Source organism: Micromonospora sp. DH13 (assembly GCF_020873825.1).
Lineage (GTDB): Bacteria > Actinomycetota > Actinomycetes > Mycobacteriales > Micromonosporaceae > Micromonospora > Micromonospora haikouensis.
In genome coordinates this window covers 33,828-51,471 of the sequence record NZ_JAHWGR010000018.1, presented here as the reverse complement: position 1 = coordinate 51,471, position 17,644 = coordinate 33,828, and the positions used below count along the sequence as shown (strand labels likewise).

12 protein-coding genes (1 of these 12 running past the window's edge) are annotated in these 17,644 nt (G+C 75.5%); 11 read left to right on the top strand and 1 reads right to left on the bottom strand.

The features are described 5' to 3' along the window. Positions 1–21 precede the first annotated feature (21 nt). Positions 22–1,503, top strand: a complete 1,482-nt coding sequence (locus LPA42_RS34505) for a S8 family serine peptidase (protein ID WP_096761628.1) — start codon at positions 22–24, stop codon at positions 1,501–1,503. Between the two features lie 87 nt (positions 1,504–1,590). On the opposite strand, the gene eccCa is transcribed toward LPA42_RS34505, so the two are convergent. Further along, positions 1,591–5,571 (bottom strand): type VII secretion protein EccCa, encoded by a 3,981-nt coding sequence (eccCa, locus tag LPA42_RS18415; RefSeq protein ID WP_077937307.1) that lies wholly within the window; start codon positions 5,569–5,571, stop codon positions 1,591–1,593. Positions 5,572–5,773: 202 nt separating this feature from the next. Here eccCa and eccD point away from each other — a divergent pair, with 202 nt between their 5' ends. The 10 genes from eccD to LPA42_RS18365 all read left to right on the top strand — a co-directional run. Then, on the top strand, positions 5,774–7,162 hold the full coding sequence (eccD, locus tag LPA42_RS18410) for a type VII secretion integral membrane protein EccD (protein WP_158229404.1): 1,389 nt from the start codon (positions 5,774–5,776) through the stop codon (positions 7,160–7,162). A 4-nt stretch (positions 7,163–7,166) separates the two neighbouring features. Continuing rightward, the gene (gene eccB, locus LPA42_RS18405; RefSeq protein WP_077937309.1) at positions 7,167–8,561 is read left to right on the top strand and encodes a type VII secretion protein EccB; all 1,395 of its coding nucleotides are present in this window, start codon (positions 7,167–7,169) and stop codon (positions 8,559–8,561) included. A gap of 67 nt (positions 8,562–8,628) precedes the next feature. Then, positions 8,629–8,925: a WXG100 family type VII secretion target gene (locus LPA42_RS18400; protein WP_043962984.1), complete on the top strand. Its 297-nt coding sequence runs from the start codon at positions 8,629–8,631 to the stop codon at positions 8,923–8,925. Positions 8,926–8,955: 30 nt separating this feature from the next. Then, positions 8,956–9,252 carry a WXG100 family type VII secretion target gene (locus LPA42_RS18395; protein ID WP_077937310.1) on the top strand — a complete coding sequence of 99 codons (297 nt, stop codon included), beginning with the start codon at positions 8,956–8,958 and terminating at the stop codon, positions 9,250–9,252. 61 nt (positions 9,253–9,313) lie between these two features. Further along, complete coding sequence (locus LPA42_RS18390; protein WP_077937311.1) at positions 9,314–9,709, top strand: hypothetical protein; 396 nt, start codon at positions 9,314–9,316, stop codon at positions 9,707–9,709. A gap of 4 nt (positions 9,710–9,713) precedes the next feature. Beyond that, complete coding sequence (locus LPA42_RS18385; protein WP_096761629.1) at positions 9,714–11,795, top strand: hypothetical protein; 2,082 nt, start codon at positions 9,714–9,716, stop codon at positions 11,793–11,795. A 24-nt stretch (positions 11,796–11,819) separates the two neighbouring features. Then, the gene (locus tag LPA42_RS18380) at positions 11,820–13,847 is read left to right on the top strand and encodes a hypothetical protein (RefSeq protein ID WP_228986713.1); all 2,028 of its coding nucleotides are present in this window, start codon (positions 11,820–11,822) and stop codon (positions 13,845–13,847) included. Positions 13,848–13,901: 54 nt separating this feature from the next. Further along, a complete protein-coding gene (locus tag LPA42_RS18375; RefSeq protein WP_077937313.1) occupies positions 13,902–14,348 on the top strand; it encodes a YbaB/EbfC family nucleoid-associated protein in 447 nt (148 codons plus the stop codon). Continuing rightward, entirely contained in the window at positions 14,348–14,680 is a 333-nt protein-coding gene (locus LPA42_RS18370) for a hypothetical protein (RefSeq protein ID WP_077937314.1), read from the top strand. Before LPA42_RS18375 ends, LPA42_RS18370 begins: the two co-directional genes overlap by 1 nt. Positions 14,681–14,761: 81 nt before the next feature. Further along, a protein-coding gene (locus LPA42_RS18365) for a hypothetical protein (RefSeq protein WP_228986712.1) crosses the window boundary here: on the top strand, positions 14,762–17,644 show its start. Its footprint extends 26,055 nt past the window's final position; the window shows 2,883 of its 28,938 coding nt (coding positions 1–2,883); the start codon lies at positions 14,762–14,764; its stop codon lies off the right edge, out of view.

Sequence of the window (17,644 nt, the reverse complement as noted above, 5' to 3'; positions counted from 1 at the left end):
GCGCTGTCCCGCCCGCTTCCGGTGACGAGGCGCCGGCGGGCCCGGCGGGCCCGTCTCCTGCCCGGCCTCCTGCTGTGCTGTCTCGGCGTCGTCGCACCGACCGTGGTCGTGGCGGCGCCGGCGGCGGCCACGCCCGCGCCCGCGTCCAGCGCCGGCAGCGCCGCGCCGAGCGCGCCGGCCCCGCCGGGCCGCGACGTCGCACCCGGCGGGTTCGTGAAGTACGTGGTGGTCCGCGCCGAGCAGGGGCGGGTCGACCACCTCTGGGAGATCGCGCTGCGGGTCCTCGGCGACGCCCAGCGCTACCTGGAGATCTTCGCCCTGAACAAGGGGCGGGTCCAACCGGACGGCATCCCCGTCACCGACCCCGGCGTGCTGCGCCCGGGGTGGATCCTGGTGCTGCCGTGGGACGCCGTCGGCGCCGAGGTGGGTTACGGTCCGCTGCCGGCGTTCACCCCGGCGAGCCCGACGCCGTCGAAGGGGTCCCGCCCGACCGCCGCGCCGAACAGCGAGGTGGTCTGCACGGTGGCGTCGAAGCGGCGGGTCACCGGGGTGCCGTGGGCGCAGCTGCGGTTGACCCCGGAGGTCGCGTGGACGCGCGGCAAGGGGGCGGGGGTCTCGGTCGCGGTCATCGACTCCGGTGTGGACGGCACGCTGCCGGCACTGGGTGGCCGGGTGCGCCCCGGTGCGGACGCCGCCGCCGGCACCGGCGAGGGCTCGCGGGGGGACCGGGACTGCACGGGACACGGCACCGCGATGGCCGGCATCGTCGCCGCCGCCGCGCAACGGGGCACCGACTTCGTCGGCGTCGCCCCGGAGGCCACCATCGTGCCGGTGAAGATCGGGGTGAGCGGCGGGGTGGCGGACTCGGCGGACCTGGTGACCGCGCTGCGGGTGGTGACGGCGCAGCGGGCCGGGGTCGCCATGGTCGGCGCGTCGGTGGACACGACCGACAAGCGGGTGGTGGCGGCCCTGCGTGCGGCGGTCGACCGGGGAACCACCGTGGTGGTGGCCGCCCCGGCGGCGACGGCGGCGAAGGGCGCGGCCCTGCCCGAGGGGGTGCTGCGGGTCGGCGCGGTGGGCCCCGACGACCGGCTGACCGAGGTGTACCGGCCGGGCGAGGTCGACGTGGTGGCGCCCGGCGTGGACGTGGTGAGCCTCGGGATCGGCTCGGGCGAGGTGGAGGGCAGCGGCACCGACTACGCCGTCCCGTTCGTCGCCGGGCTGGTGGCGCTGGTGCGCTCCAGCGAGCCACGGCTCGGCGCGGCCGAGGCGGCGGCCCGGGTCACGGCCACGGCCGACGGGGCGGCGGCGGGTGTCCGCAGCCAGCGCGACCGGGAGTACGGCTGGGGCATGATCAACCCCGCGGCGGCGGTGAACGCCAAGCCGGCCGGCGTCACCGCCACCGTCGAGCGGCGGAGCCCGGCCGGCGCGATCGCCGCGCTGGTGGCGATCCTCGCGCTCGCCGCCCTCGCCGTCGGCCTGCGCCTGCGCCGCCGCCCCTGACCGCCGCCGCATCCGGCCGCACCCCGCCGTCCCTGACCGCCGCTGCCCCGGCCCCGTTGCGCGCCGCGCGGGTGCCGCGCCCAGTGGTCAGGGCGCGGGATCGACGTACGCGGTCTGGATCATCCGGTGCCCGCGCCGGGTCAGCACCATGGCCCGGCCGGGCGGCAGGTGCCGACCCTTCACCCCGCCGAGCAGCGGCCCCTCCGTCGGCGGGCAGGACAGGGCGAGGTCCGGGCTGTTGGCCTCCTGGAGTCGGCGCAGCAGCGGATCCATCGACATCCGCATGAGGTTCGCGGTGCCCCGCACCACCACCATGTGCAGGCCGATGTCGGTGCCGTGCGGCACGTACGGGATCAGCGGTTGCAGCGGGTTGTCCTGCCCGGCGAGCATCTCGAAGTCGTCGACCAGCACGAACAGCCGGGGTCCGGTCCACCAGTCGCGGCGGCGCAGCTGCTCGGGGCTGATCTCCTTGCCAGGCAGGCGTCCCTTGAGACCGGCCACCGCGTCGGCGATGGTCTCCCGGGTGGCGTCGGCCGAGACCGAGTAGCCGAGGCGGTAGTCGTCCGGGATCGTGTCGAACAGCTGCCGCCGGTAGTCGACGACGAGGAGCCGCGCCTCGGCCGGGGTGAACCGGCCGACGATCATCCGGGCCAGGTGCCGCAGCAGGTTGGTCTTGCCGCTCTGGCTGTCGCCGAGCCCCGTCAGGTGCGGCAGCTCCGCGAAGTCGTGCCAGTACGGCTGCAGGTCGGTCTCGTCCAGGCCGAGCGGCACCCACAGGTCGCCCTCGGCGGGCGGGAGGTCGGCGGCGGGCAGCACCGCCGGCAGGGTCCGCACGGGCGGCGCCTGCGGCCCGGGCCAGAACTCGGCGACCGTGGCGGCCAGCTCCCGCGCCCCCTCGGCCGAGCTCGCCGGGTCCGGGTTGCCGTCGATACGCGGCAACGCCCCGAGGAAGTGCAGCTTCTCCGGCGTGAGCCCGTGGCCCGGGGCGCGCGGCACGGTGGCGGCCAACCGCAGGTCGATGGCGGAGTCGACGGCGTCGCCGAGGCGCAGCTCCAGTTTGATGCCGAGCTGGTCGCGCATGCTGTGGTGCACCTCCGACCAACGGGCCGCGCTGACGATCAGGTGCACCCCGAAGTTGAGGCCCCGGGCCGCGATCTCGCGCAGCGAGACCTCCAGCGGCTCGAACTCCTGCCGCAGCGTGAACCAGCCGTCGACCACCAGGAACACGTCGCCGTACGGGTCGTCGGCGATCTTGCCCTCGGCCCGCAGCCGCCGGTAGGTCTGGATGCTGTCGATGCCCTGCTCGGCGAAGCGCCGCTCCCGTCGGGTGATGAGGCCGGTGACCTCGGTGACAGTCCGGCCGACCCGGTCGGTGTCGAGCCGGCCGGCGACGCTGCCCACGTGGGGCAGCCCGGCGACGGTGCCCAGGGTGCCGCCGCCGAAGTCCAGGCAGTAGAACTGCACGTCGGTGGGGCGGTGGGTCAGCGCGAGCGCGCAGACCAGCGTCCGGATCAGGGTGCTCTTGCCGCTGCGCGTGCCGCCGGCGACGCCGATGTGTCCGCCCACCCCGGACAGGTCCACGGTGAGCAGGTCGCGCAGCTGCTCGTAGGGCTTGTCGATGAAGCCGAGCGGGACGACCAGCCGGCCGTTGCCGGGCCAGTCCGTGGCGGCCAGCCCGAGGTCGGGGTCGGGCGCGAGGGCCGGCAGGAGACTGTCGAGGGTGGGGGAGTCGGCCAGCGGCGGCAGCCAGACCTGGTGGGCCGGCGGCCCGGAGTCGACGAGCTGGTCGGTGACGATCGAGAAGACGGCCCGCGCGGCGGGCGTCTCCGGCTCGTCCTGCGGCGGGGCCGGTTCGTCCTGCGGCGTCTCCGGCTCGTCCGGGGGCGGTGCCGGCGTCTCGACCGGCACGAGCTCCAGCCCGTAGGGCACCACCTGCCGCTGGACCACCTCCTGCCGGGCCCGGCTGCGGCGCGGGCGGTACTCCCCGGAGACGTAGGCGGCCTTGAACCTGATCAGGGTGGAGACGTCCATCCGCAGGTACCCGTTGCCCGGTGCGGCCGGCAGCTCGTACGCGTCGGGCACCCCGATCACCGACCGCGACTCCATCGCCGAGAAGGTCCGCAACCCGATCCGGTACGACAGGTGCGACTCCAACTGCCCGATCCGGCCGTCGTCGACGCGCTGGCTGGCCAGCAGCAGGTGCACCGCGAGCGACCGGCCGAGCCGTCCGATCATGACGAACAGGTCGATGAAGTCGCGGTGCGCGGCGAGCAGCTCGGAGAACTCGTCGACGACCACGAAGAGGGTGGGCAGCGGGTCGAGCGGCGCGCCGCCGGCGCGGGCCTTCTCGTAGTCGAGCACCGAGCTGTAGCCGCCGGCCGCCCGCAGCAGTTCCTGGCGGCGCACCAGTTCGCCGTGCAGGGCGTCGCGCATCCGGCCGACCAGCGACGCCTCGTCGGCCAGGTTGGTGATGACCGCGGAGGTGTGCGGCAACCGGTCCAGGCCGAGGAACGTGGCCCCGCCCTTGAAGTCGACCAGCACGAGGTTGAGCGTCTCCGAGGAGTGCGTGACGGCCAGCGCCAGGACCAGGGTGCGCAGCAGCTCGCTCTTGCCCGAGCCGGTCGCGCCGATCAGCATGCCGTGCGGCCCCATCCCGCCCAGCGCGGACTCCTTGATGTCCAGCTCCACCGGGGCGCCCGTGGCGTCGACCCCGATCGGCACCCGCAGCCGCGCGTCGGGGGCGCGCCGCCCGCGCAGCGCGGCCAGGTCCAGCCGTTCCAGGTCGGGGATGCCCAGCAGCGTGCCGAGGTCGAAGTCGGCCTTCATCGGCTCGGGGGCGAGCTCGGTGCTGACCGCCAGCCGGTAGGGCGACAGGAGCCGGGCGACCGTCCGGGCCCGCGCCGGGCCGAGCAGGTCGGGGGCGGCGAGCACCTGCCGGGTCTCCTGGCCGACCCGGTCCCGGCCGAGCATGGTCAGCGCGTCGGCGGTGACCTCCAGGTTGAGGATCCCCTTCCCGGTGGCGACCGGCGGGTCGTCCAGGTCGACGAAGACGGCGTTGCGGTAGCCGCCGGCGGTGAGCCGGTGCCCGGCCGGCACCCGGCCGCCGTCGCGGACCACCACCACGTACGGCTCGTCCCGGTCGGCGGTGGCCCCCGCCTCGTACCGGGGGCGGCCGGTGAACTCCGCGCCGAGGAGCCGTTCGAGCCGCTCGATCCCGTCGGCGGCGAGCCGCAGACCGCCCGCGGCGTCCTGCTCGGCGGGATGCTGGGCGTGCGGCAGCCACTTGGCCCACTCCCACGCCGCGAGCCCGTCCGGCCCGACGCAGAACGCCACCCGGACCTCCTCGGGCGCGTGCAGCGTGCCGAGCTGGGCGAGCAGCGACCGCAGCAGGGCCCGGGCCAGCGGCCGCTCGCCGGTGACCCGGATCTCGGCGAAGCCCGGCAGGAACAGCGCCACCGGCTGGTCCGGCAGGGTGCTGTACGCCCTGATGAACCGGCGCAGCGCCTTGGCGGCCACCGGTTCGAGGTCCTCGACGGGCTTGGTCTGCATCGGGGCGATCCGCACCGCCAGCCGCTGCTCGCCGGTGCCGACGCGGATCTCCAGGAAGTCCGGGTGGGTGGGGCGGCGCTCCCAGCGTCGGGTGGTCATCGCCAGCGACCACAGCGACGCCGGGTCGGGGTGCCGCCAGAGGCTGGACGCGCGCTGCTCGACCGCGAACCGGCGGACCCGCCGTCGGTGCTGGGCGAGGTAGCGCAGGTAGTCGCGGCGGTCGCCGCCGTGCCGCTGCTTGCGTTCCCCGCTGCTGGCGATGACCGAGCCGATCATCACCCCGCCCATGGCCACCGCCATCATGCCGGCCATCACCCAGGTCAGCGGGCCGCGCGACGGGCCCATGAACATCAGCATCATCACGCCGGTCATGAGCGCCATCGGCAGCACCATCATGGCCTGCCGGGCACCGTTCTGCTGCGGCTCGCTCAGCTCCGGCGGCTCCTGGAGGGTCAACTCGCCGGTGGGCATCTCCGGCCCGCCGCGCCGCGCCGGTCGCCGGAACAGCACCGTCCCCATACCCGTCCCCCTCCACATGCGGCATCGGTCCGCCCCCCACAACGGACCCGGGCCGCTTTCGGGTCGATCGCTTTTTCGCCCGCCAGGGCGGGCGGCCCGCCGGGGAGGCGGCCGGCGGCGGCGCGGGCCGGGCCGGTCGTCGGCCGGAAAGAAAATCCGGGTCGCCGTTGAACCGTCCGCCGACGGCTCCGTTGAAGGGGCCATGACTGGCACCGTGACCGAGCAGATGTGCCGGCTGGTCGTGCGTGGACCCAGCCGGCAGATCGAGGTGGCCGTCCCGGCCGGGGTCGTCGTCGCCGACCTGCTGCCGGCGCTGCTGCACCACCTCGGCGACGGGCTGGCCGACACCGGCCTCGGCCACGGCGGCTGGGTCCTGCAGCGGGCCGGCGCGGCCCCGCTCGACGAGGAGAGCAGCGTCGCCGCGCTCGACCTGCACGACGGCGACCTGGTCTACCTGCGTCCCCGCGCCGACCAGCTGCCCGAGGTCGACTTCGACGACCTCGTCGACGGGATGGCGACCGGGGTGCGGGACCGGCCCGGCCGGTGGCGCCCCGAGCTGAACCGGCCGGTGGCGCTGGCCGTGGCCGGTCCGCTGCTCGCGGTCGGCCTGCTGGCCCTGCTCATGCCCGGCCCGGTCCCGCTGCGGGCGGCGGCGGCACTGACCGTGGCGGTGCTGGCGCTGGCCGCCGGGGCGGCCCTGGTCCGGGCCGGCGGCGAGCGGGGCTTCGGGGTGCTGCTCGCGGTCGCCGCGACCGGCTACGCCGCGGCGGCCGGGCTCGTGCTGCCCGGGGACGCCGGCGCGGCCTGGCCGCTGGCCGTGCCGCAGGTGCTGGGCGGCACCGCCACCGCGGCGGCCGTCGCCGTCCTCGCCGCCGGGCTGCTCGGGGCGGCCACCCCGGTCTTCGTCGCCCTGGCCACCGCCCTGCTGCTGGGCGTGCTCGGCGGGGCCGCCGCCACCGCCGGCGGGCTCACCGGGGCGCAGGCCGGCGCGGTGGTGGCGGTGGCGGCGACCGCCCTGGTGCTGACCGTGCCGCTGCTCGCGTTCCGCCTCGCCGGGCTGCGCCTGGCCCCGTTGCCGACCCGGCCCGAGCACCTCCAGGAGGACATCGCCCCCGAGCCCGCCGGCCCGCTGATGGACCGGGCACGGGCCGTCGACCGGCTGATGACCGCCCTGTACGCCGGTGCGGCCGCCGCGACCGCCGTGGCGCTGCTGGTGGTGGCGCACCGGGCGGGCTGGGCCGAGCTGACCCTGGTGGCGCTGGTCGCGCTGGTCTGGTCGCTGAACGCCCGGCCGATGACCAGCGCCTGGCACCGGCTGGCGCAGGGCGTACCGGCGCTGGTGGGGCTGACCGCGGCGGCCGTCGACACGCTGGCCGGCCTCGGGCCGGTGGGCCGGATCGCGGCGCTCGGCGCGCTGCCGGTGGCCGTGCCGGCCCTGCTGATGGCCGCGCGGAGCCTGAGCGAGCGGCGGGTGACGCCGTACTGGGGGCGGGTCGGCGATCTCACGTTGACCGCGGCGGCCGTGGCCCTGCTGCCGATCCTGCTCGCCGTCCTCGGCGGGTACGGCTTCTTCCGGGCGATCGGGGGCTGACGCCGTGCAGTCCCGACGCGACCAGGTGCAGGCCCAGTCCCACCTGCTCGGCCGGCTCAGCGCCGCGCTGGTGGCCGGCGAGCCGGACGGTCTGGAGACGCCGCACCGGCGCACCACCGTCGGCCTGCTCGCCGGGATCCTGGTCGCCGCGCTGGTCGCCGGGGGCTTCACCCTGTACGGCTTCTTCGCCCCCGGCGGGGCCACCGCGTGGCGGCGGGCCGGGGCGCTGGTGGTGGAGAAGGAGACCGGGTCGCGCTACCTCTTTCTCGACGGGCGGCTGCGCCCGGTGCTCAACTACGCCTCGGCGCGGCTGCTGCTCGGCGAGGACCTCGCCGTCGTCACCGTGTCGGCGAAGTCGCTGCGCGGGGTGGCGCACGGGCAGCCCGTCGGCATCGTGGGCGCCCCCGACGTGCTGCCGGCCGGCGGGCTGGCCGGTGCCCACTGGACCGCCTGCGCGCCCGCCGCCACGGACCTGGCCGGCACCGAGACGACCGCGCTCACCCTGGCCGTCGCGGCGACGGCGGACGGGACGGCGCTGCCGGCCGACCGGGCGGTGCTGGCCCGGCCGGCGGGCGACCCGGCCGCCGGCCACCTGATCTGGAACGGCCGCCGGTTCCGCCTCACCGCGCCGTGGCTGCCGGCCGTGCTCGGCCACGACGGGCCGGCGGTCACCGTGCCGGCGGCCTGGCTGGACCTGCTGCCGGCCGGGCCGGACCTGGGGCCGGTGGCCGTGCCGGGGCGCGGCGAGGCCGGGCCGGTGGTGGACGGGGAGCCGACCCGCGTCGGCCAGCTCTTCACCGCCCGGACCGCCGAGGGCTCGGAACGCCACTACCTGCTGCGCCGCGACGGGCTGGTCCGGCTCACCCCGCTGGCGTACGCGCTGCTGGCCGCCGACCCGGCCACCGTCGCCGGTTACGACGGCCGGGCGGTGGTCCCGACCCCGCTCAGCCCGGCCGCGCTGGCCCGGCTGCCCGTCGCGGCGCGGCCGCCGCTGGCCGACGAGCTGCCGGAGGTGGCGCCGGCGGCGGCGTCCCGCGGCCCCGGTCTCGCCTGGTGCCTGCGGTTCGGCGCCGACGGCCGCCCCCGGGTCGTCGCGGCCCGGGCGGTGACGGCGTCCGGGATCGTCCGGGGCGGGGTCGGGGTGACCCGGACCGCGCGCACCGCCGACGCGGTGGCGGTCGCCCCCGGGCTCGGCGGGCTGCTGGTCGCCGGCCGCGGCGGGGAGCCCGGCACCGGCTACTACCTGGTGACCGACGCCGGGGTGAAGTACCCCCTCGCCGGCGGTGCGGTGGCGGAGCGGCTGGGCTACCCGCCCGCGAACGCGACCGTCGTCTCGCCGGACCTGATCGACCTGCTGCCGACCGGCCCCGCCCTCGACCCGCGCGGGGTCGTCGGATGAGGCCGGCCCGGCAGGGGAGCCGGCGCCGCGGATCCGCCGCGAGCGCCCGAACCGGAAAGGAACGCACATGCCACTCGGCAACGAAGTCGACGAGCAGACCATCCGCAGCACCATCTCCGCGATGAACCAGACCGACGCGCAGTGCGACGCGGCGCAGCGCGCCGTCGACAACACCGCGAGCTTCCTGGACACCCAGTGGCGCGGGGAGGCGAAGACCGTCTTCACCAACTCCATCCAGCAGTGGCTGGAGGGGCTGAGCAAGGTGAAGCAGGGCCTGCTCGACCTGAACGTCGCGATGACCAGCCACTACCAGACCAGCGCGCAGGTGGAGCAGGACAACGCCCTCTCCGCGAGCTGGACCTGACCACCGACCGACCCATCAGGGAGGGCGACCATGCCGTCGTACGGACTCAACCCCAACGGGCTGCTGGACAGCTCGGCCGAGCTGCAGGGCGTCACCAGCAGCATCCAGAACGCGATCGACGAGCTCAACACCGTCGTGCAGACGTACGTCAGCGCCAACTCCGGTGACACGCGGGAGGCGTTCACCGCGGCGCAGGCCAAGTGGAACACCGGGATCGAGGAGATGCGGCAGGCGCTCGCCGCCGCGTCGTCCCGGCTCGACCAGATCCACGACAACTACCGGCTGGGCGACGCGCGGGGCGCCGCGCTGTTCCAGGGCAACGTCTGACCTTCGATGCGGCGGGCGGCACGGGGCCGCCCGCCCCCCATCTCGCGGAAAGGAGCACCCGATGCCGATCGTCATCGACGAGCCGTACATCAACCAGATCATCGCGAAGCTGAACAGCCTGCGGGACGCGGTCGACACCGCCACCTCCGGGCAGGGCCAGTACGTGTCGCAGACGCTGCGCGACCTGACCGTCTCGGCCGGCACGAACAACTTCGAGCCGGGCAAGACCATCCGCGACCAGGTCAACAAGACCGGCGACACGCTGCTGACCCGGATGACCGGCTACCGGACCACGATGAACAGCCTCGCGGTCGGGCTGACCGAGCTGCTCGCGAACTCGGACTACGTCGAGTCGCTCAACTCGATCACCGCCGAGCGGTTCCTGGAGTTCCTGCCCAGCACGGGTGGCACCGGCACCGGCACCCCCAACACCGGCACCCCCAACCCGACGGCGTGACCCGGTGACCGCGCCGTACCAGGACATGTCCCAGTGGACCTGGGAATCGATGCTCCAGAACGTCCTGGGTGAGGGCAAGGACGGGCCGGACGGCACCAGCGGCACCCTGCTGGACCGCAGGCTGGTGGCTGGTCCGGACGTCCGGTGGCTGCGCCTCGTCGACCAGCTCGACGCGGTGACCGAGTCCTCGGATCCGCCCGACGACTCCGACTACACCAACCGGATCGACTCGCTCGACGGCAACGAGTTCTTCCTCTACCGGATCAGCACGGTCGGCTCGCTGCGGGACGGGAGGCCGCACTACACCACCCGGACCCAGTTCATCCAGGTGAAGATCGTCTTCGGTGAGTCGCAGACCGAGGGGGCGCCTTCCCCGCGCGGCGCCTTCGAGACCTTCTACAAGTCCAGCGAGGGGGCGTTGCAGCGGCTGACCAGCGGCACCAACCCCGTGTTCAGCTGGAAGAGCTTCACCGACGCCGCCAAGATGCTGCACGACGTGGAGAGCAACCTGGTCAGCACCGAACGGGAGCTGAAGACCATCCTGGACCGGGTCGGCGACGACGCGTCCGGGTTCCAGGGCAACGCCTCCGGGGTGTTCATCGGGACGGTGGCGAACCTGCGTCGGGACGTGCACCGGCTCGCCGTCGACATGAACGCCAACAGCGCGGACCGGGCCTGGTCCGACCAGGTCGACGACGTGGTCGACGACATGACCACCTTCCGCAACAAGATCGCCAGCTCGTTCCGGGAGTTCAGCGACCACACGTTCCAGTGGTTCAACGGCTACAACCCGACCACGCTGATCGACTCGCTGAAGAAGATCATCACCGAGGTCAGGACGGGCAACTTCAGTCAGGTCACGGTCACCCTGCCGGACGCGTACGGCAACGGCACGGTCAACACCGGCACCTTCAACCTGATGACCGAGGCCGGCTGGCAGAGCGTCGACAACCTGGTCAAGGGTGCCTGGCTCGGCCAGTTACGTGAGCTCGACGCCACGATGCGTGCCGAGCTGGCGCGGCTGACCACCCGGCTGCGGTCCGTCACCCACCTGGTGAGCGTCATCTCGCCGCCACCGACCCGGGGCAACACCGGCACCACCCCGCCGCCGGGGGGCACCCCCGACATCGGCGGGCCGGACCTGAACGGCGGCGGCGACCTCGGCCTCGGTGGCGGTGGCGACCTCGGTCTGGGCGGCGGTGGCGGTGACCTCGGCCTGGGCGGCGGTGGCGATCTCGGGCTCGGTGGCGGCGGTGATCTCGGTCTGGGCGGCGGTGGGGACCTCGGCCTGGGCGGCGGCTCGGGCCTCGGCCTGGGCGGCGGCGATCTGGGCCTGGGGGGCGGCTCCGGCCTGGGGCTGGGCGGCGGAAGCGGATCGGGCGGCCTGGGCCTCGGTGGCGGCGATCTCGGCACCGGCGGGCTGGGCGGCATCGGCGGCGGCACCGACTGGAACGACCTGCCCGGCGGCGGCACCGGGTCCGGCTCGGGCGGCGGCGGCCTCGGCGGCGGGATCGGCGGGGGCATCGGTGGCGGTGTCGTCCCCGGCCTGCCCCCGGGCCTGGGCGGCTCCGGCGGATCGGGCGGCCTGAGCGGTGGCAAGGGCGGCGGGGCGGGTGGCCTCGGCGACGACACGACCAACCCGTCGGCGCAGTTCCCGACCGACGTGGACGGCGTCGACGTCGGCAACCTGGGCGGCGGCTCGCCGGGCGAGTCCACGACCGGCGGAATGGCCCTCGGCAGCGAACTGGCCGCGTTGCTCGGCGAACCGGCCGGCCTCGGGCCCGCCGGCACCGGGGCGCGCGGCGCGGACTCCGCGACCTCGGCGGCCGGCGGGTTCCCGATGATGCCGCCGATGGGTGGCATGGGCGGCATGGGTGGGGGCGGCCAACAGGGGGAGAAGGACCGTGAGCGCAAGACCTGGCTGGAGGAGGAAGAGGACGTCTGGGGCACCGACCCGGAGTGCGGGATGGCCGTCATCGGCCGGGCCGAGCATTCCGAGGAGCCGGCCACCACGGCACCGGCCGCGCCGCGCCGACCCGGTGGGCCGCTCGGCCCCACCCGGGCGACGGGACGTCGCCGTGGCTGACCGTCGACGCGGGCGGGCCGCGCGGTGACCGCCCCGAACCCGGAGTTCATCGGCTGGACCTGGGAGCGGATGCTGCGGGACGTCCTCAACGAGGGCCGCGACGGCGCCGACCAGTTCAGCGGCACGCTGATCGACCGCAACCTGGTCGCCGGCCACGGGGTCACCTGGGTCCGGTTCGTCGAACGGCGCACCCAGGAGCTGGACCGCGGCACCCGCCCCACCGTGGACCCGGGGGACCGGGAGCTGATCGGCTACCGTCGGGTCGGCCCCGGGTTGGACGACCCGCAGCGGGATCTCTGGGAGATCGTGCGGGGCCACATCACCTTCTGGGAGGGGGCCGGCGGACCGCCGCCGAGCAGCGCGTTCGACAGCTTCTACCGGGCCAGCGTCAACGCCCTCACCCGGCTGTACGCCGGCACCAACGGCTGGTTCAGCGAACGCAGCTTCACCGACGCCGGCAACCTGCTCTGGCGGGTCGAGCAGACGCTGCTCACCACCGCCGCCGAGCTGCGGGTGCTGCGTGACGGGATCAGCGGGGCCGGTTCCGGGTTCGCCGGGTCGGCCTCGGCGGTCTTCGTGGCGGCCCTGAACACCCTGCACGCGGACATCGACCGGCTCACCCGGGACATGAACGCGACGAACGACACCAACGCCTGGTCGGACCGGGTCTTCGAGCAGTCGAACGACCTGCTGATGTTCCGCGAGCGGATCAACGACGCCTGGCGGGTCTTCAGCGACCACACCCACGAGTGGTACAACACGTACCACCCGACCGCGTTGTTCAGCACGGTCCGCAGCATCCTCGAACAGGTCGACCGGGGCAGCCTGAACGCGGTGCTGGTCACCGTCCCGGACACCTACGGCACCGGCCCGGTCAGCGGCACGTTCGACCTGACCACCGCAGCCGGCTGGACCGGTCTCGACGTGCTGCTCCGCACCGCCTGGCTGCGGCAGCTCGTCCAGCTCGACCTGGCGATGCGGACCGCGCTGGGCCAGCTCGTCGCCGCGTTGCGCCAGACCAGCGGGATCGTCAACCGGTTCACCGGGCCCTCCGGCGGCGGGCAGTCCCCGCCGCCCCCGGAGGGTTCCTCGGACGGCCCCACCGACGGCCCGCCCCGCGACGAGGTGCGGTTCACCAGCACCCAGTTCGGCGGCACCGGCTTCGACGGGCCCGACGGCACCGGGGGCGGCGGGCCGGATGTGACGTCCTCCTCCTCGGGGGCCGGCGGGATGGGGAACGTCCTGGCCGGCGGGTCGGCGGCGATCGGCGCGGTCGGCCCGCTGGGCGGCGGCGGTTTCGGCGGGGCGGGCATCGGGTCTGCCCTCGGCGCGGCGAGCCTGGCCGGCGGCTCCGGCGGCCTCGACACCTCGGGCGTGGCCGGCGACGGCGTCGGCGCGTTCGGCGCTGTCGGGCGTACCGGTGTCGGCGGGTGGGGTGGCGGGGCGCTGGCCGGGGTGGGGGGCCTGGCCGGCGGCGTCGGCCCGGTGATCGGCGGACGGGCCGGCGGCGGCGTTGCGGACGCCGACCGCCGCTCCGGCGGCGCGCTGGGGAACTGGGCCGACGGCGGCGTCGACATCGGCGACCTGGCCGACGCGCCGCTCACGCGTCCGGCCGGCGCGGCGGTCGGCGGATCCGCCGTGGGCCGGGAACTCGCCGCCCTGCTCGCCGGTCCGCCCGGCGGCGTCGGCGGCGCGGGTTCGCCCGGTGGTACGGGGTTCTCCGGCGGCGGCGGGGGCGCGGGGTCGCCCGGCGCGGCGGGCGGCGGTGCCGGGGCACCCGGACCGCTCGGTCCCGGCCGACCCGCCGGGCCTCCGCTCCTGCCGGCGATCGGCGCGCCGGTGAGCCGGGCGGGCGGCGACGACGCGCGGCGCAACACCCGGTTGACCGAGGACGACGAGGCATGGGGGGCCGACCCGACGTGCACGGCGGCCGTGGTCGGCCGGACCGATCCGCCGAAGCGGCAACCGGTGGCGGCGCCGGTCGACATGGCGCAGGCACCGGCCGTCGGCCCGGTGGTCCACGGTCGGGAGCACGCGCGCGGCCAGGGCTGACACCCGGTGCCCCCACGAGACAGAGACGAACCACGTGAACCAGGAGGTGAGGACATGTCGAGTCCGTTGTCCAACCAGGTCGAGCAGGCGCTCGCCGAACTGGAACGGCAGAAGGCCGCGATCGACGAGATCCAGGGCGACCTGCACAGCGCGTACAGCACGGTGACCGCGAAGAACCGGGCGGTCGCGGTCACCGTGGACAGCCGGGGAACGGTCACGGCGATCAAGTTCCCGACCTCGGCGTACCGGTCGATGGCCGGCCCGGAGCTGGGCGAGCTGCTGGTCGACACGATCGGGTCGGCCCGGGACGAGGCGCTGGCCCGCACCGTCGCCGCGTTCGAGTCGCTGCTCCCCGCCGGGCTGCCCATGATCGACCTGTTGACCGGCGAGGTCGACCCCGAACGCGGCCCGCTGCCGATGGAGCGGCTGCTCGCCGAGGTGTTCCGCGTCGCCGAGCCGGACGACGCCCCGGTGCCGCCGCCCGCGACGGGTGCCCGCTGATGGCCCCGGCGACCGGGCCGATCGGCGCCGACACCGGCCGGCTGACGAACCCGAACTTCGACCCGTTCACCGAGGAGCTGGACCGGGTCCAGCGGGCGCTGCGGCGCAGCGACACGGACCATCCCGGACTCGTCGGCGAGCCGTACGCCGACATCGACGAGATCGTGGCGAACCTGCCGAAGGCGTCGCTCGGCGCGGATCTCATCCAGCTCCTGGGCGCGGTGCCGCAGGGCTACCAGGACGACCTGCGGAAGCTGGGGCAGATCCTGGCCAACGTGGAGGCGACCAACGCCGACATGGCCGGCGGGGTCAACAACGGCCGGCACTCCTAGCGGCTGGCAGTGGTTCCCGCCGCAGGCGGGCAGCGGTTCCGTGACGCGTGACGACGGTACGACGACGAGGGGTGGTCTCCGGTGGCGATTGAGGTTTCGGCCGAGCTGGCCAACTTCCTGCGCTTCCTGATCGGCGAGAAGTTTCCCAGGGCCGACGAGACCAACCTCTTCGCCACCGCCGAGGAGCTGCGACGGGCCGCCGAGCAGGTGGCCGCGTCGAGCGAGACGTTCGGCGACGGGGTGCGGGCGTACCGGGCCGGGGTGAACGGGCAGGCGGAGGACTCCTTCGTCGACACGATGGAGCGCTACGTCCTGCACAGCCCGGGTTACCTCGGCCTGGTGTCGAAGTACACCAACCGGATGGGCGACAGCTACCGGGGCACCGCGACCGAGGTGCAGTACGCCAAGCTGATGATCATCGCCTCGCTGCTCGCCCTGATGGTGGAGCTGCTGACGGCGCTGGCGATCGCCTGGATCAACCCGGGCGCCGCGCTGGCCCGACTGGCGGTCGGCCGGGTGATCATGCGGGTCATCTTCCAGAACGTCACCACCCGGGTCCTGTTCCAGGTCGCCATGGCGCAGGCCGTCGGGATCGGCCTCCAGACGGTGATGGACCGGCTGGTGCAGCTCTACCAGATCCGCAACCACACCCGGGACGGCTGGAACGACGAGCTGACCCGCGCCGCCGCCGAGGTCGGCTCGCTGGGCGGCGCGGTCGGCCTCGGCCTGGGTGGGCTCATGCAGGGTCTGGAGCGGCTGGCCCGGTCGACGAACGTGGGCCGGCGGGTCGGGCTGTCGGCATCGTCGAACACCCCCGACCCGCACGGGTTCCGGCCCGGCGAGGCGGCCCAGGAGGTCCTCAACGAGGGCGTCAGCGAGTGGCTGACCGAGTTCCTCTACAACGGCATCACGACCGGCGAGTGGGACGCCGACGGGGCGGCCGTCGTCGCGGGCGCGATGTCGGGGCTGGCGAGCGTCGCCGGCACCGCGATCGGGCAGCAGCTCAACAAGGCCACCGGCGGTGACCGGGACCGGACGTCGAAGTCGTCGGCGCTTGCCGAGCAGGAGCCGCCGGCGTCCGCCGATCCGACTGTCGACGAGCCGCTGCCCGCGTACGACCCGGTCCGCCTGCCGGCCTACGACGGCCCACCGTCGTACGCCGAGGCGGTGGCCGCCGTGCCCGGGGTGGGTGCCGCCCCGACCGGCGCGGGTGGCACGACGCCGGGCGGCGCGGGCCGGGGTGGTGCGGCGGGCACCGGGGCCGGTGGAACCGGACCGGCGGCCCGGACGGGTGCCGGGGGCGGCTCCGCCGAGGCCGACGCCGACGCGGCGGGGCGGCTCCGGCGAGCCGACGGCGAGTCGACGGAGCCCGGCGAGCCGGCCGGGCCGGAGCGGGTGGACCCGAGCGGTCTCACCGCCGGTGGCAGCACCGACCTCTCGGACCTGTTGACCACGCACGACCTGTCCACGACGTCCGACCTGTCCGCCACGTCCGACCTGTCCTCCACGCCCGGGGTGCCTGCGTCGGCGGACGCGCCTTCGGCCTCCGGCCTGCCCGCGTCGTCCGGAACGGCCGCCGGCCAACCGGGCGGTGCGGCCGGCGGCGCGCCCTCGGGTGCCCGGACCGGCGGGTCCGCGCCGGTCCCGGGTGCCGCGCCGGAGGCCGGAGCCGGCGGGCCGGCGGGCGGCGGGCGCGCGTCCGGAGCCGACCCCGCCGCCCCGGGACGGCCGACCGTCGGCTCCTGGACGGGCGGGCCACAGCCGGTCGGCGCACCGCCGGCGGGCGGGTCGGGACCTGGGACGCCGCCGGTGGGTCCGCAGCCGGTGTCGGTGGGTGCGGTGACCGCCGCTCTCGGGACCCCGGTCGAGGGCCGTGGGGCCACCCTGGAGCAGCGCCTGACCGGGGTGCTGCCGCCGTACGACGGCACGGCGCTGGACTGCGTGATCCGGCTGGCGGCCGTGGTCGGCGAGTTCTCGCCAGCACCCCGGCCGCCCCGGGTGACCCGGGACGACGCCGCGATCGACCCGGTGCGCCCGGAGTCGGAACTCGCCGCGCAGCTCGGCGTCGAGTGGCAGCCGGTCGCCGACTGGGCGCAGATCGTCGGCCGGGTCAGCGAGGCCGGCCCGAACGCGTTGGCGGCGGTGCTGGTGGAGCCGCCGAACGCCCCGCGCCACGCCTTCGCCCTGGTCAACGACGGGGGCGAGCTGTTCTGGGTGGAGACCCAGGCGGCGTCGGGCCGACGGGTCCGGCCGGTCGGGAATCCGCCGGAGCCGCCGGTGGGCGCGCGGGTCATCGTGCTGGACGGGCAGGGCTTCCCGGTGCCGGTGACGCCGGGCGACACGGCGACCGTGCGGGCCCTGGTGGACCCCGCCACCACCAGCCGGTACGGCATGTCCCGGCCGGACCCGACGCACCCGGAGCCCGCCACGACCAGCCCGTCCGTCGACCCGGTGCCCGTGCCGACGGTCGAGCAGGTCACCCGGACCGCGGAGGGGCTGCCGCCGGACCTGGTGCGGGTGCCGGCGAACGGGCGGTGCCTGCCCTACGCGGTCCTGACGTCCGCGCCGGGCGTGGTGTCGAGCCGGTTGGCGGACGCCGGGCTGCTGACGCCGCAGGTGGATCGCTGGCTGGCGGAGGCCGACGATGTCCGCGCGGCGGTGAGCTGGCACGCCGAGCAGCTCTCCATCGGCGCGACGTCCGTGCCCGACGACGCGCCACTGAACCGCACCGCCGACGCCCTGATCGGCCTCGTCGCCGGATATCTGACCACCCACCGGGACGCCCTGCCGGCGGTGCTCCCCGAGATTCGTCAGGCGCTGGCCGACCGGGAACGGACCGACCCCGGCCTGGTCTCCCGCGCCGACCGGCTCGCCCTGCTGGAGCGGCACGGGTACACGGGGCTGCCGGAGCTGACCGACGACGAGCTGCTCACCACCTACCTCGACTGGTACGCCTTCCATGCC

What these genes read in the sequence shown, in the direction of transcription:
- eccCa (WP_077937307.1), bottom strand. Translation starts at nt 5,571, where the DNA reads ATGGGGACGGTGCTGTTCCGGCGACCGGCGCGGCGCGGCGGGCCGGAG.
- eccD (WP_158229404.1), top strand. Translation starts at nt 5,774, where the DNA reads ATGACTGGCACCGTGACCGAGCAGATGTGCCGGCTGGTCGTGCGTGGA.
- LPA42_RS18400 (WP_043962984.1), top strand. Translation starts at nt 8,629, where the DNA reads ATGCCACTCGGCAACGAAGTCGACGAGCAGACCATCCGCAGCACCATC.
- LPA42_RS18395 (WP_077937310.1), top strand. Translation starts at nt 8,956, where the DNA reads ATGCCGTCGTACGGACTCAACCCCAACGGGCTGCTGGACAGCTCGGCC.
- LPA42_RS18390 (WP_077937311.1), top strand. Translation starts at nt 9,314, where the DNA reads ATGCCGATCGTCATCGACGAGCCGTACATCAACCAGATCATCGCGAAG.
- LPA42_RS18375 (WP_077937313.1), top strand. Translation starts at nt 13,902, where the DNA reads ATGTCGAGTCCGTTGTCCAACCAGGTCGAGCAGGCGCTCGCCGAACTG.
- LPA42_RS18370 (WP_077937314.1), top strand. Translation starts at nt 14,348, where the DNA reads ATGGCCCCGGCGACCGGGCCGATCGGCGCCGACACCGGCCGGCTGACG.